This window comes from Kitasatospora sp. NPDC004745 (assembly GCF_042873275.1).
In the GTDB taxonomy this organism is placed as follows: Bacteria; Actinomycetota; Actinomycetes; order Streptomycetales; family Streptomycetaceae; genus Kitasatospora.
Window position 1 is genome coordinate 367,505 of sequence record NZ_JBIALK010000001.1, and the last position, 12,992, is coordinate 380,496.

A 12,992-nucleotide genomic window follows, 5' to 3' on the forward strand; every position below is an offset into this window, starting at 1 on the left:
GCGTACGGCACCGACACTGCCCGGACGCGGCTGTGCCCCGCCGAACCGGGCTCGGCGGGGCACAGCCGGCAGGTCAGCCCAGGTGCGTCACGCTCAGGAGCGTGATCATCCGGGTTTCGTCATTGACCAGAAGAACGACGACCGTTCGCGACAGCACCAGTGTTCGCGTGATCCCGTCGTCGATTCCGTAGGGCTGGGTCCCAGCCTTGGGGTCCACAAGGATGCCGTCCAGGGCCAGCTTCAGCTCGTCGGCGGCCGCCTGGGGCAGGCTTTCGCGCACTGCGCGAACGGTGCGGTCCTGGTGGAGGCGGTAGATCATGGTTCGTGATCCTGTCCTACGCTGCCGGGCCCGCCGGGGCGGGCACCTCCGGCCCGTGGCGGACCGGTCACGGTGTTGACACGGTCAGCCTAGTGACAACTCCGAGTGCATGTGCAAGAAACAGGGAGTCACGCTGCGCTGCGGGACTTCAGGATCTCCGCATCGGCCCTGACCTGCTCGGTCACGTCCTCCCACTCCCCCGGGATCGGCCGGCCTGCGGCCTGAGCAGCGACGATTTCACGCCCGCGATCAACGGCCGTGACCATCGACTCAGCAATCCCCTGCCACCTTGCGAACACGCCGAGGATCTGTGCCGCTGGCGCCCTGTTGATCTCGCCGAGGAACCGCTGCGTCAGTTCAGGGGACCCCAGCGCCTCGGTGATGCGCTCGATGGTCCACGGCTGGTCAGTCATTGAACACTTCTCCCGGTGGCGACGGGTGCTTGGCAGGGTCGGCCTGGTAGAGCCGTCCAGCGCCGCGGTGGCAGAAGCGGCGCCCTGTCACCGTAGCGCGTCAGTGCGCCAGAGTGCGGCACGGTGCCCGAATCTCCCCGGAAGGCTGACGGGAGTGTTCTCGCGTTCTCTCCTTGTATCCATTCCGGTAAGGCGGTAATGTCTGGGTTGCTTCAGAACACAAACGGCCCCGCCGAAGCGGGGCCGTCCCATCCATCGTGCGCGCCCCCTGGCCTGGTAACCAAAGCGCGCACTGATTGAAGGAGTCCATCATGGCAGCTTCTGTCAACTGCGTCGACGTCACCCCGGCGGTGGCTCGATGATCGCCGTCACCGTCGCCCGGCCGACCGAGAACCTCGCCGTCGCCCGAACGCCCCTGATCGAGCGCGGCAGCATGGCCGCCTACTGGCTGGCCCTGCGCGCGAAGGCTGCCGGTGACACGCACGGGGCGTTGCTGTTCGCGAAGCGCTACGTCCGTGCGGTGGCGAACGGCAACGTGGGGGAGGCGCTGTGACTGTCACCGCTACCGCCGAGGCCCCGCGGGTCACGGCCGGCCTGATCACCGTCACCCTGCCCGACGACGGGCCGGCGATGCGCGCCACGTGGATCACCCCGGACACCGTCATCGTCGGGTTCGACCCGCGGTACCTGACCGAAGACCTGGTCGTCATGGTGCTCCAGTCCGTGCACGGCGACGGCATCTCGTTCGTCGAGGGGGTGCCGCAGTGAAGCTGCTGCAGTCTCTCCACCGCGACCAGCGGGGCGCAGCTGAGCGGGTTGCTGCGACCGCTGAGGATGCCCGTTCGCTGGGCTTCTCCAACGTCGAGACGCACTACGAGCCGCAAACCGGTTTCCACACGGTGACTGGTGATCTGCCGGCGGCGACGGCGCAGCGCACGATCGACCGGATTCTCGGCCGCTGACGCCGTCTTGGGCCGCCCCGCCGTGGGGCGGCCCCCTTCTCGCTCCCCTTCACCGGCCGCTTCCAGTTCAGCGGCACCTGCACCCCGGAGCACAGCGTGAACTACGGACGAATCCGCCGTGGCCCGATGGCCGCGGACGCGTTCACTCAGATCCGCAACGCCCTCTTCCGTGACGCCCGACTGTCCTTCCGCGACAAGGGCGTCTTCGGGCTCATCTCGACCCATCGCGACGGCTTCGGCGTGAGTGCCGAGTCGATCGCCGCGATGTCGCCCAGTGACGGCCTCACCGCGGTGAAGTCGTCGCTGCGAAACCTGGAGAAGTGCGGCTACCTGCAGCGGACGCGGCAGCGGAACGCGAACGGCACGCTTGGCGGCGCCGTGTACTACATCACCGACCAGCCGGAAGCCTTCGAGGGGCCTTCTGAGCTGGAAAGTCCCAGCTCAGAGCCTGCGGTGGCTCAGCCAACGTTGGTTCAGCCTACGTTGGGTGGACCTACGTTGGCTGAACCAGCGGTGGTTTCGCCTACGTTGGCTGAACTGCCGCATAAGAACACCAATTCCAAGCACACCAAGTCGAAGAAGACTCTCCCTCCCTCCGGTCCCTCTCCGAAGCCGGCAGCAGACACGCCTGCCGCGGCCGGAAGCGAGAGAGAGACGACCTCGCGGGATGCGGAGACGGTTGTCGCCGCATACGCTGCCGCTCTCGCCCGTCCGGTCAGTCCGGCTACTCGGCGGAAGCTTGGCGCGCAGGCTGCTGAACTCGCGGATGCCGGCTTCCCCGTGTGGTGGCTGGTTGACCGGGCCCGGGAGCTTGCGGACCGCGGCTGGACGGACCTTGCCCAGCACTGCGACCGCTCCACAGTCCCCACGGCCCGCACGTCCGTCGACAGTCGCGCGGACTGGTGCGGCAACTGCCAGGACCCGGCTTACCGGATGCGCAAGGACCCGGCCCGGGACAACGAACTCGTCGCTTGCGATGACTGCCACCCGGCTGCGGTGGCCCGTCGGCGGCGCATTGAGACAGGAGCCGCGGCGTGAGCGTGTTCGACGACGACCCCGGGGGTGGTCCGGAGGTCATCGAACTGCATGAGCCGAACGACTTCGGCGCGGAACGCGGCATCCTGGCCTCGATGCTGTTCGACCGCCAGGCGATCGATGTCGTCAGCCAGATCGTCAAGGGCAAGCACTACTACAGGCCCGCCCACGAGAAGATCCACAACGTTATCGTCGACTTGAACGCGGCCGGTGGGATCGCCGACCCGATCACGGTCGCGAACGAGCTCAACCGCCGGGGCGAGCTGGAGAAGGTTGGCGGCCGCGGCTACATCCACGGCCTCGTCGCCGACGCCATCCGTGTGGGCAACGCCGAAACGTACGCCGAGATCGTCCGCGAGCGATTCGTGGCCCGGGACTTCGCGAAGGCCACCCGCCGTGCGACGCAGGCGCTCTTGGAGGGTCGTGAGGATGCGCAGGCGATCATTGCCGAGGTGCAGGCCCGGATCACTGAGACTGAGGCCGATCAGGCCGAGGACGGCCTGCACCTGCTGTCGGCGTCGATGGGGGACACTCTCGACCTGTTGGAGGAGATCGCCACCAACAAGGGCCGGCTCACCGGCGTCCCGACGGGATTCACGGACCTTGACGCTCTCACGCAGGGCTGGCAGGGCGGACAGTTCATCATCGTCGCGGGCCGGCCTGCGATGGGAAAGTCGACGTTGGCGGACGACTTCTTGCGGGCGTGCTCCATCAAGCACAGCCTTCCGAGCGTGATCTTCTCGCTGGAAATGGGCCGCAACGAGCTCAACATGCGGATTCTGTCCGCGGAGGCCCGGGTCGGGCTGCACCTGATGCGGTCCGGCAACCTCGACGAGGACGACTGGAACCGTATCGCCAGGTGCATGCCGTTGGTGACCGGGGCGCCGCTGTACATCGACGATTCGCCGAACCTCGACCTGGCGCAGATCCGCGCGAAGGCACGGCGGTTGAAGGAGCGCCAGGGCCTGCGACTGATCGTCATCGACTACCTGCAGCTCCTCGGATCGGGCACCAGTCGGCGCTTCGAGTCCCGGCAGGTAGAGGTCTCGTACATCTCCCGGAACCTGAAGCTCCTCGCGAAGGAGCTGGACGTGCCGATCATCGCCTTGGCGCAGCTGAACCGCGGCCCGGAGCAGCGCACGGAGAAGAAGCCCATGGTGTCGGACCTGCGCGAATCCGGGTCGCTGGAGCAGGACGCGGACCTGGTGATCCTGCTGCACCGCGAAGACGCGTACGAGAAGGAGTCGGCCCGGGCCGGCGAAGCAGACGTGATCGTCGGGAAGCACAGGAACGGGGCCACGGCGACGATCACCGTGGCGTCACAGCTGCACTACTCGCGATTCGTCGACATGACCCGTGACACCAACTAGCCACAGCCGATTCGAAAGGGAGCGATCATGCGTGAGACCTGGCACCACGACGTCGACCTCTTCGGCGAGCCCTACCCGACACGGCACCCAGTCCCGGAGCACTTCCGCACCGGCGATGTCGATGCCGGCGAGCTGATGCAGCTGACGACGGAGCAGCAACTCGCCGCGACCGCGGCACACGAGCTCGGGCATGCGCTCCTGTGGCTGGCCGGGGGCCTGCACGTGGAGCAGGTCAGCATCGTTCCGAGTGGCCGGCGTGGCGGGCATGCAACGGCCCGGCTGACCGGCATGCCCGACGCGCCCCGCCTGCTGGCGATCGGCACGGCCGGCGGGGAACGGGCCGAGGACCGGTGGCTGCGGGAAGCGGGACTGTGGACCCCGGACCGGGCGGCCGTCGTGGAACTGGGCGCACACGGGGACCGTGCCCGGCTGCTGGAGTGGACTTCTCCGCGCCCGGTGTTCGGCGGCGACGGTTTCGACTTCGCGGTGCTGCACGACATGGCGGACGAGGCGTTGGATCAGGTGTGGGGTCGGCTGTCAGTCGCGCATCCGGTTCTGGTTCGGCGGCAGGTCATGTCGGGCGAGCAGCTCGCAGAACGCGTCGGCCTGTCCCTGCCGGCGGCTGTTGCCCGGTAACGGGGGCACCGCGGGGCGCTGTTGAGCGCGTTTCGTCACGTCAGCGGGCTACCCGCACGCCCGCACCACTGGAACAATTCATCACACACCAGGAGGTAACGCCCATGGATCTCACCACCCCATCCGGCACCCGCGAGTTCCTGCTCCTCTGCCTCGACGGCCGGAAGAAGCGCACCGCCGCCCAGCTCGTCAAGGTGCTGGAGCTGCAGCCCACCTTCGCCGACGCGGTCGATGTCCACGCGCCCGATCTCGCCATGCTGCGTCGGCAGGTCGAGGAGGCCCGTACTGCCGAGGCGAAGGCGAAGGGGGCCGCTGACCGGGCCGAGAAGGTGTACGCCACGGCACTGGAGTCGTGGATCCGCACCCCGGCCGTCGGCGGTGCCCAGTGACGACCGTCCGGCAGATCCTCATCGACACCATCAAGAACGGCACCGCCGAGGCCGCGGACGCCGCGATCGACGCCTACCGTTCCGCGATCGTCGCCGAGAACTGGTGGCGGATTGTCGGGGCCTCGAAGGCGCGGCTCGACGAGATCGACGAGGACGACCTGCGCCCCAGCGACTGGGAGCGGCACGAGCAGTGGTGCGCCGCTGCCGACGTCCTCAAGGCTTCCGTCGGTGGTGTCTCGTGACGGCCCGTTCACTGCCCGTGCTGCCCGCCGTCCACCAGGGCGAGCCAGTCACCTGGGGCAGTTGGGAGTCCGCTGTGGCGGGCACGGTCGCCGCCTGCGGGCGCCCGCAGCAGCCGAACCCCTGTCGTGAGTGCGGGGCGGATGCGCGCTGGTACGTGGCGGGCCGGGTCGGCTGGCAGGCTCGGGTGCACGGCAACTTCTGTGCTGCCTGCGGGTGGTTGAAGTTGAGCTGCGTGCGGCCGCCGGCGGCTGGTTCGTGGCGGCCGGTCGTCGAGGTGATCGAGGCCGCCGTTCCCGCGTCGAGGGAGGGCTGACCGATGGCCGGGTCGAAGCGAACACCGCGCGAGCGGATCGAGCGCGCATTCCACGTCAGCTTCATGCTCCCCGAGCAGGCCGCCCAGCTCCTCGACGAGTACGCGGCGCAGGTTCGTGACGCCGCGTTCGCCGAGGGGGCCGAGTTGATCCAGGCGCTCCCGCCGGCTGCGCACACGGGGCCGGATCAGCACTGGTACCGCTTCGGCCAGAGCCGCGCCGCGAGCGCCCTGCTGGCCGCCCGGGAGCAGCGAAGGCCGCAGAAGGCCCCTACGAGCCCCGAACTCGCCGCCCCGGCCCCGGGGGAGGGGGAAGCCCCGTGAGGCCCTTCACGCCCCCGCCGGAGGGCATCTGCGGGCACTGTGAGCAGACCCTCTCCATCCGCAAGGACGGATGCCTCAAGCGTCACACCATCCCGTACGACCCCGAAGGCTCGATCCTCTACAGCAACTGCCCCGGCTCCGACCGGGCTCCGGCCATCCGGCTCGACATGACGTTCGCCCGCTGGCTCCACGCCCACGCGGCCCGCCGCGACTACCGAGACAACCCGGTCACGTTCCTCGCGCAGTGGATGTTCCGGCCCTGCTCACGCACCCGGAAGACCCCGGCCGACGTGACCTGGTCCAGCCCCGAGGAGCTCCATCTGGTGCTTCACGGCGCCGAAGACCCGTGCGGCTGGCAGTGCCGGTACATCGAGCAGGCCGCGGCCGGGTTCGCCGCGTACGACGACGCCCGCCGCGCATCCTGAATGCAGGAACGCCCCCGCCTGGCTGGCGAGGGCGCTCCGGTAGTGCACGCGGTCCGATTGTCGGCCGCGGGGCGCCCCCAGGCGGTTCGGCCACGGTACGCGCGTCGGGGCTGGTGGGGAAGGGTCAGGGGCCCTCGTGTTCGACGGGGGTGGGTGGCCGCTGGGAGGGCTCGACGCCCGGGCAGATCACATCGTGGGTAACCGTCGCGCGAGACCAGTGGCGGTGAAGCGAGCCGTTCGGGTAAACGGACGTTTCGCGGCCACAGGCGGGACACACGCGCTTTGGGCGAACGCGACCGGCCTTCGCTGCGCTGGTGGCCTGGCGCCTGTGCCAAGCGTTAGCCACATAGCGCCTCATGGCTGCCGTCATCGGACGCTGGCCGTGCTCTGCCAGCTTCATGTGCTGGTTGCACCGCTGGCACAGCAGTCCTCGCACGGCCCACGCTCCAAGGCCGTGGTCGTGGTCGATGGACAGCGTGGCCGTGGGTTCCCTGCAGATTTTGCAGCATCCCCGCGCCAGCCGGAGAAGGTCGTCGTACTCGGCGCAACTCAGCGAGTAGCCCGTGTGGTAGCAGCTCGTGTGGGTGCGCCTCACCCCTGGCTTCCCAGGTGCTGCCTGAGGATCTGCGTTGCGCGGTCGGGGCCGCCGGACTGTTCCACGAGTTCGCCGAGTTCGGCGGTGACGAGTGCAGCCTGACGTTTGCCGCGGCTGGTGAGGAAGTAGGAGCGGCGCAGGAGGCGTACAGAGGCGAGGAGTTCGGAGAGGTTGGCTCGTGCCTCGGCGATCGGCTGGTCGGCGCTGTTGGTGTCCATGGAGTCTAGGTTAGCAAGGCGTCTTGATGTACATAAAGACGCGATGTACCATTGAAGCGTTGAGTCTACCCACCCCTCGGAGGGCTCCCTTGTCGCACCGCTTTTGGCCCGCCCGCGAAGAATGGGCCGCCAAGGCCGAGCACTACGCCCGCTCCGCCTGCTACACCGACCAGCGCGTCAGCCGCTTCCCCCTCGACTGGCTCACCGTTGACCAGCTCGTCGAGGCCCGCCGCCTGGTCGCCGAGATCGTCAAGGCCACCCGCACCGCCATCAACCGCGCCGTCCGCTCCGCCGGCGACGACACTCAGCGCCAGGTCGCGCTCGACTGCCGCGCCCAGCTCAACTCGGCGAACAAGACCGCCACCGCGCTGTATCAGGAGGTCGGCATGCTCGCCCAGGCCTGGGCCCACATCGCCGGCGCGGCCCGTGTCATGGGCGCCGCTGGCCCTGCGACCGATCGCCTCGACGAGCTCGCCACCGAGATGCGAACCAAGCGCGACGCTGCCGCCCGGGCCGCGCTCGACGACGCCGTCAACCGCGAAATCGCCAGGCGCAACAGCGATGAAGGCTGGGCCGCGGAGCTGGAGCGCCGCGCCCGCATCGAAGCCGGCCCCGTCATCACTTACCACTGAACCCGAGGACCAGATGACCAACCTGCCCGCCATCATCGCCGCCTACGAACAGCGCAGGGAGCAGCAGTGAACCACGACCGGATTGAAATGGTGGCGGTCGTCGCAATGACCACCAGCGGCACCATCCACGCGGCTCAGGTTGGCATCCCCGCCGCCGACTACTACGGCAATCGCGAAGCGGCGATCAGTATCCGCGACGCTGCGAGCGAGCGGCTCGAAGCTACCCTCCGCGATGCCATGCCCACGGCCGATCACGATCAGATCCCCCTCCTCCTGAGCCGCGCCCTCATCACCACGCATCAGTACTGGGACACCCTCGCGGAGCAGCGATGACCGATGAAGACCAGGAGCCGGCGTACTGGTTCTGCAACTCCTGCGGCGAGGAAGTCGGCGACCAGTTCGACGAGTGCTGCGACGACGGCGAGATCGAACCCTCCTGGGACGAGTAGCCCCGCAGGGGCGCCAGCCTGACCGGACGGCGTGACCGGCGCCGCGACGTGATCGTTCTCCTGGGTGGCCGACCATCCGTCACCCGGGAGAACCCCCGTGCGCCTGCGCCCCGCCGCCATCACCCTCGCCGTCACCGCCCTCCTCGGCATCACCGCCGCCCCCGCCCACGCCGCGCCACACCGGGCCGCCGGCGACACCGTCACCACCACCCTCTACGCCGCCATCGACGACCTGCCCGTCGCCGACGAGAGCCGCGACGGCTACGTCCGCACCGCGTTCCGACACTGGACCGACGCCGACGGCAACGGCTGCGACACCCGCAAGGAAGTCCTGATCGCCGAAGCCGTCGACAAGCCCGCCGTCGGCCCCAAGTGCGCGCTGAGCGGCGGCATCTGGGTGTCGCCGTACGACGACCTCGTCCTCACCGACTCCAAGCTCCTCGACGTCGACCACGTCGTCCCGCTCGCCGAAGCCTGGGACAGCGGGGCCTCGAACTGGAGCGCGAAGCAGCGCGAGCAGTACGCCAACGACCTCGACGAGCCGCGCGCCCTGATCGCCGTCTCGGCGAAGAGCAACCGCTCGAAGGCCGACAAGGACCCGGCGGACTGGATGCCGCCGGCCGCCGGATACGCCTGCACCTACCTCGCCGACTGGACCGCGGTGAAGACCCGCTGGGGTCTGTCCGTCGACGCGCGCGAGGTCGACGCCCTGCACCGGATCGCCGCCGGCTGTGACGACGCAGAGCTTCAGGTGGTGCTCGCCCGGTGAGTGCCACGATCAGGGTCGTCGCCCCCGAGGTGACCGGAGTGCTGTTGGCCGACGGCTGGCACCAGGTCGACCGCGGGTCGTTTCGGCTCGGGCCGTACGCTCTCGTCTCCAGCGCCAGCGACTGGTACGACCAGTTCCTCGACGGCCTGGGCGAGAGCGAGCAGGGCTTCGCGTTCACGGATGAACAGGGGCGGACGTTCGCCGGCCCGATCGCCTCGATCCTCGCGACCCGCGCCTGACGGGCCGTGATCGAGCAGCTGCGCCCCACCCCGTCCGATACGGGGTGGGGCGCAGCGCCGTGGGAGGCACTGCCGGATCCAACTGGCTGGGAGCCTACGCCTGGGGTGGTGGCCGAACAAGGGGCGTGCCGTGCGAGTTCGCAGGTCATGCCGCACATGGCTGCGCCCTGCCGCACTTGGGGAGCGGCAGGGCGCAGCGGTCTCGGCGGTCTGGCGCGGCCGCCGGACAGGGCCCGGGCGGGGTGGCATACCCGGGTGACGACCCCTCTGTGGGCGGGAACGCTACGCCGCCGGAATGGAGTAGTCCAGATGTTGGGTCGGATTTCCGGTGGCGCTGGTTGTTCCGGCTGCCGGTTCGGCCTGGCGGTTGGTGGCTGCTGAGGTGGCAATTCGTCTTTGGTGTAACCCGATTGGGTGAAACCGCTTGAACTATGTCCGACCGTCAGACATAGTTGGTGGTGTCGAAAGGGGAGCCTGATGGCCACCGTCACCACCACCAACGCCGCCGCCCAGGCCGGAGTTACGGCCGACACCATCCGCACCTGGTGTCGCACCGGCGCCGTCGCCGCCATCAAGAAGGCCGGCCGCTGGGTGATCGACGCAGCCTCCCTCGCCTACCGCATCAAACTCCCCGCCCTCCTCCGCAAGACCCCCCGGCCGGTCAAGCTCACCGCCGAACTGGTCGTCGCCCTCGGCGGCCGCCGCTGGCAGAAGAACGGCATGGACCGCGTCTACCTGAACAACTGGGCCGAGTTCGCCGACCTCGACGTCGCGCACTACGGCACCGGCAACGTCAGCGGCGCCGCCCTCGGCGGCCGCGGTATCGCCAACGGTCGCGCCGCCCGCCTCCTCAGCGCCATCGAGAAGGTCTGGTTCGACACCGCCGACGGCAGGCTCCACGCCTACCACGACGGCGCCGACGCCATCGAAATCCGCTACCTCGACGGCGCCCGCGACACCGTCAACCTCCTCGCCCGAACCTTCAGCGGCATCAAGGCCGCTGCCGCTACTCTCTGACCCGTCCATCCCAGCCACAGGAGCACCGTCGTGTCCGTCACCGTCACCCCCAGCGATCTGCGAAGCCTCCGCGACAGCGGCGCCGAAGACCCCGTCCTGTACGTCAACTTCGACGTCGACGAGGAACCCGAGCTGGACGTGTGGGCCGGCGCCCACGTCGACAACGACCACGTCGTGATCACCCGCGCCGCCCTCGAAGACTGGCTCGGCGACGACTGGGCCGACGGCGACATTCGCGAGTACCTGCCGGAACTCCAGGAGACCGCCGACGGCATCATCGCTGAGCACTTCCCTGAGCCGCCCTCCACCCACTTCACTGTCTGGGTCGTCAACGACACCTCCAGCCTGGGGGGCGACAACTGCGAAGTCGAAGTGAAGGCCGATGCGCCCCACACCTACTACGAGGGCGACGAGAAGCGCATCAGCTGGGAGTCGACCGGCGACCCGCTGCTTCAGCACGTCACCAGCGTCGACGCCCGTGATGGCGACATCGATGACGCCATCCGCGAAGCCGAGGAACTGCTGGAAGCGGCCGGCTGGAGGATCGCCGGCCGCTGGGACGCCGTCGACACCGCCTACATCGCCGAGGTCGAACGCTCGGACCCCGACGAGACCTGGACTCTGCAGCAGGCCGCCGACCACATGGGCGCCGACCGCACCGACACCGCGTCCAAGGCCCTGCGCCGCCTCGGTGTCGAGGCCGTCGGCCGCGCTCCCGGCCGCGGCGGCCAGTCCATCTACAGCGCCGTCGAGGTCATGTACGCCCACGCCACCCGGCCCGGCCGCGGCGCCCGCACCGACCTCAAGGACGCCGAGTGACTGAGACCGGCAGTGTGCCAAGCGAGGCCGAGCAGGAGCTTGAAGGCGACCGCGCAAACAGGAACATCCGTTGGCAGGGAGCCTATCTGAAGGCCCTGATCGAGCACGACGGCTCGGTGGCCGAGGCCAGTCGGACGGTGGATCTGGGCTGCGGCCGGCTCGGCTATTGGCGGACGAACCCTGAGTTCCTGGCCGCCGAGGCAGCCCTCCGGACCTGGATCTCCACCAGGCCCGTAATCCCGTCGGCCCGCCGAGCGTCGCAATACCAGTTGAAACGCTTTCTGGAGCTCCTGGAGAACCCCAACATCAACATCGGGCTCGCAGCCCGATCCGCTGGCCTGAGCAGATCGCAGGTCATGTACTGGACAGAGAATGATGCCAAGTTCAAGGCACGGTTGGACTGGCTCAGGCCGGTAGGGAAAGGGGGGTGCCGGGGCCTCCCGGAAGAACCGATCCGACGCGATCGCGCCCCGCTGGCCGCCGCCCTCTTGTCGCACAAGACCGTGGGGGAGGCCGCCCGGGAGGTCGGCATCACGACCTTACTGGCCCGGCAGATCATCAATGAGGACAAGGAACTGCTCGAACTGGTCAAGATGCTGACAGCCCAAGGCCGGTTGCGCCGCACCGGCTACGAGCCGAAACCCATCGATGAAGCGTGGCTGAAGAAGAACTGGTTCCGTCCGGAACTGAGCACGAAGGAGCTGGCCCAGGCGGTCGGCATCACCGATGCACAGCTCCGCAACCGAGCCCGCAAACTCGGCCTTCCTTCAAACCGGAAGGCCGCGCTGAAGGAGATTCAATGAGGCCCTCCTCGCTACCGAAGGCCCGCGACCAGATTCTGCGTCACCTCACCGACCCGGCCATGCCCCTCCGGGCCAACACCGGCGACAGCAACGAAGCCGGCAGGCAGGCGGAGGTCAGCAAGCTCCGCGCCGCCGAGCTCTACTGGGCGTCCGCCGACATGACAGCCCTCGCCGTAGCCTCCGGGAGCCAGCTCGCCTCAGCACGGTGGGCATCCGCAGACCGCCCGTCCCCCTCCGGCCTGATCGTGTTCGACGGAGGCGTCGGCAACTTCCCTATGGACGGCGTCGAAGTACCTATCGAGGCTGTCACCTGGGGTGCCGTCGATGGAGAACTGGGCATCAGCATCTGGCTGACCAGAGCAACCCTGGACGCAGAGGTGAAACGCCGTGGCCGCTTCACGCGCCTTGTGATCGAACAGATCCCGCCGCTCGTACCAGTCCTCGGCCGGAGCATTCCGGTCGGAGCCGATCCGGTCCCGTTCGCGGCACTCGACCCCGACCTGCCGACCCTGGTCATGCAGACACTCGCCGCCGCCTGGCTCCTCATGGAACAACCCACACTCACCGAACGCCAGGCAGAGACCGCCGACAAGGCGACAGCCCGGGCGTACGGAAGGCGCCAGGAGGCCGTTCCACAGGTCACGCTCATCGACCTTCGCCGGACCTACATTCCGGGCCAGCGAGAGGAGACCGGCACAGACATTGCCGGCCGCCGCTACCGGCACCGCTGGGTCGTCCAAGGGCACTGGCGCGACCAGCCCTACGGCCCCGAGCGTGCGCTCCGCCGGAAGCAGTGGATCCCCGCCCACTTGAAGGGGCCGGATGGCGCGCCGATGCTGGCGACCGAGCGGGTCAACGTGTGGCGGCGCTAAAGATCCCCGTGTCTGGCCGGCGGCCGGACGGACCGCTCGTCTGGCTGCAGCTGGCAGTCCCGCCACAACGCGAACCACCGCCGCCACTCCCTCAGCTGCGCCCCACGGTCGAACCAGGTCCCCCCTTCCATCGGCGGGCCGCACTCCTCAACC

The 12,992-nt window shown here is 68.9% G+C and carries 22 protein-coding genes; 18 read left to right on the forward strand and 4 right to left on the reverse strand.

Annotation, left to right across the window (positions count from 1 at the left end; genetic code table 11):
* Window positions 1–73: 73 nt before the first annotated feature.
* Window positions 74–319 carry a hypothetical protein gene (locus tag ACFYUY_RS01525; protein ID WP_387896995.1) on the reverse strand — a complete coding sequence of 82 codons (246 nt, stop codon included), beginning with the start codon at window positions 317–319 and terminating at the stop codon, window positions 74–76.
* A 128-nt stretch (window positions 320–447) separates the two neighbouring features.
* Window positions 448–732 (reverse strand): hypothetical protein, encoded by a 285-nt coding sequence (locus ACFYUY_RS01530; RefSeq protein WP_387896997.1) that lies wholly within the window; start codon window positions 730–732, stop codon window positions 448–450.
* 358 nt (window positions 733–1,090) lie between these two features.
* Here ACFYUY_RS01530 and ACFYUY_RS01535 point away from each other — a divergent pair, with 358 nt between their 5' ends.
* The 10 genes from ACFYUY_RS01535 (at window position 1,091) to ACFYUY_RS01580 (ending at window position 6,426) form a co-directional block, all read left to right on the forward strand.
* Window positions 1,091–1,285 (forward strand): hypothetical protein, encoded by a 195-nt coding sequence (locus ACFYUY_RS01535; RefSeq protein WP_387896999.1) that lies wholly within the window; start codon window positions 1,091–1,093, stop codon window positions 1,283–1,285.
* Window positions 1,282–1,500 (forward strand): hypothetical protein, encoded by a 219-nt coding sequence (locus tag ACFYUY_RS01540; protein ID WP_387897000.1) that lies wholly within the window; start codon window positions 1,282–1,284, stop codon window positions 1,498–1,500. Before ACFYUY_RS01535 ends, ACFYUY_RS01540 begins: the two co-directional genes overlap by 4 nt.
* Window positions 1,497–1,694 (forward strand): hypothetical protein, encoded by a 198-nt coding sequence (locus ACFYUY_RS01545; protein WP_387897001.1) that lies wholly within the window; start codon window positions 1,497–1,499, stop codon window positions 1,692–1,694. The genes ACFYUY_RS01540 and ACFYUY_RS01545 overlap by 4 nt, the downstream gene beginning before the upstream one ends.
* A 96-nt stretch (window positions 1,695–1,790) precedes the next feature.
* Entirely contained in the window at window positions 1,791–2,732 is a 942-nt protein-coding gene (locus ACFYUY_RS01550) for a hypothetical protein (protein ID WP_387897002.1), read from the forward strand.
* Window positions 2,729–4,099 (forward strand): replicative DNA helicase, encoded by a 1,371-nt coding sequence (gene dnaB, locus ACFYUY_RS01555; RefSeq protein ID WP_387897003.1) that lies wholly within the window; start codon window positions 2,729–2,731, stop codon window positions 4,097–4,099. Before ACFYUY_RS01550 ends, dnaB begins: the two co-directional genes overlap by 4 nt.
* A 27-nt stretch (window positions 4,100–4,126) precedes the next feature.
* Window positions 4,127–4,735: a hypothetical protein gene (locus tag ACFYUY_RS01560; protein WP_387897005.1), complete on the forward strand. Its 609-nt coding sequence runs from the start codon at window positions 4,127–4,129 to the stop codon at window positions 4,733–4,735.
* Window positions 4,736–4,839: 104 nt separating this feature from the next.
* On the forward strand, window positions 4,840–5,124 hold the full coding sequence (locus ACFYUY_RS01565; RefSeq protein ID WP_387897006.1) for a hypothetical protein: 285 nt from the start codon (window positions 4,840–4,842) through the stop codon (window positions 5,122–5,124).
* The gene (locus ACFYUY_RS01570) at window positions 5,121–5,366 is read left to right on the forward strand and encodes a hypothetical protein (protein ID WP_387897008.1); all 246 of its coding nucleotides are present in this window, start codon (window positions 5,121–5,123) and stop codon (window positions 5,364–5,366) included. Before ACFYUY_RS01565 ends, ACFYUY_RS01570 begins: the two co-directional genes overlap by 4 nt.
* Before the next feature lie 317 nt (window positions 5,367–5,683).
* Complete coding sequence (locus ACFYUY_RS01575; protein WP_387897010.1) at window positions 5,684–6,001, forward strand: hypothetical protein; 318 nt, start codon at window positions 5,684–5,686, stop codon at window positions 5,999–6,001.
* Entirely contained in the window at window positions 5,998–6,426 is a 429-nt protein-coding gene (locus ACFYUY_RS01580; RefSeq protein ID WP_387897012.1) for a hypothetical protein, read from the forward strand. The genes ACFYUY_RS01575 and ACFYUY_RS01580 overlap by 4 nt, the downstream gene beginning before the upstream one ends.
* 124 nt (window positions 6,427–6,550) lie before the next feature.
* Here the strand turns inward: ACFYUY_RS01580 and ACFYUY_RS01585 are convergent, their stop codons facing one another.
* Together ACFYUY_RS01585 and ACFYUY_RS01590 are read right to left on the reverse strand one after the other, a co-directional pair.
* The gene (locus tag ACFYUY_RS01585) at window positions 6,551–7,021 is read right to left on the reverse strand and encodes an endonuclease domain-containing protein (RefSeq protein ID WP_387897014.1); all 471 of its coding nucleotides are present in this window, start codon (window positions 7,019–7,021) and stop codon (window positions 6,551–6,553) included.
* The gene (locus ACFYUY_RS01590; protein WP_387897016.1) at window positions 7,018–7,239 is read right to left on the reverse strand and encodes a type II toxin-antitoxin system prevent-host-death family antitoxin; all 222 of its coding nucleotides are present in this window, start codon (window positions 7,237–7,239) and stop codon (window positions 7,018–7,020) included. Before ACFYUY_RS01590 ends, ACFYUY_RS01585 begins: the two co-directional genes overlap by 4 nt.
* Window positions 7,240–7,328: 89 nt before the next feature.
* Here ACFYUY_RS01590 and ACFYUY_RS01595 point away from each other — a divergent pair, with 89 nt between their 5' ends.
* The 8 genes from ACFYUY_RS01595 to ACFYUY_RS01630 all read left to right on the forward strand — a co-directional run bounded on the left by ACFYUY_RS01595 (window position 7,329) and on the right by ACFYUY_RS01630 (window position 12,839).
* Entirely contained in the window at window positions 7,329–7,871 is a 543-nt protein-coding gene (locus tag ACFYUY_RS01595) for a hypothetical protein (protein ID WP_387897017.1), read from the forward strand.
* A 66-nt stretch (window positions 7,872–7,937) separates the two neighbouring features.
* Window positions 7,938–8,204, forward strand: coding sequence for a hypothetical protein (locus tag ACFYUY_RS01600; protein ID WP_387897018.1), 267 nt, complete (start codon window positions 7,938–7,940; stop codon window positions 8,202–8,204).
* A 213-nt stretch (window positions 8,205–8,417) separates the two neighbouring features.
* Window positions 8,418–9,089 carry an HNH endonuclease family protein gene (locus ACFYUY_RS01605; protein WP_387897019.1) on the forward strand — a complete coding sequence of 224 codons (672 nt, stop codon included), beginning with the start codon at window positions 8,418–8,420 and terminating at the stop codon, window positions 9,087–9,089.
* The gene (locus ACFYUY_RS01610; RefSeq protein ID WP_387897020.1) at window positions 9,086–9,328 is read left to right on the forward strand and encodes a hypothetical protein; all 243 of its coding nucleotides are present in this window, start codon (window positions 9,086–9,088) and stop codon (window positions 9,326–9,328) included. Before ACFYUY_RS01605 ends, ACFYUY_RS01610 begins: the two co-directional genes overlap by 4 nt.
* Window positions 9,329–9,805: 477 nt before the next feature.
* Window positions 9,806–10,345, forward strand: coding sequence for a hypothetical protein (locus tag ACFYUY_RS01615; RefSeq protein ID WP_387897021.1), 540 nt, complete (start codon window positions 9,806–9,808; stop codon window positions 10,343–10,345).
* A gap of 30 nt (window positions 10,346–10,375) precedes the next feature.
* Entirely contained in the window at window positions 10,376–11,164 is a 789-nt protein-coding gene (locus ACFYUY_RS01620; protein ID WP_387897023.1) for a hypothetical protein, read from the forward strand.
* Window positions 11,161–11,967 carry a hypothetical protein gene (locus tag ACFYUY_RS01625; protein ID WP_387897024.1) on the forward strand — a complete coding sequence of 269 codons (807 nt, stop codon included), beginning with the start codon at window positions 11,161–11,163 and terminating at the stop codon, window positions 11,965–11,967. Before ACFYUY_RS01620 ends, ACFYUY_RS01625 begins: the two co-directional genes overlap by 4 nt.
* Window positions 11,964–12,839 (forward strand): hypothetical protein, encoded by an 876-nt coding sequence (locus ACFYUY_RS01630; RefSeq protein WP_387897026.1) that lies wholly within the window; start codon window positions 11,964–11,966, stop codon window positions 12,837–12,839. The genes ACFYUY_RS01625 and ACFYUY_RS01630 overlap by 4 nt, the downstream gene beginning before the upstream one ends.
* The last annotated feature ends 153 nt before the right edge of the window (window positions 12,840–12,992 follow it).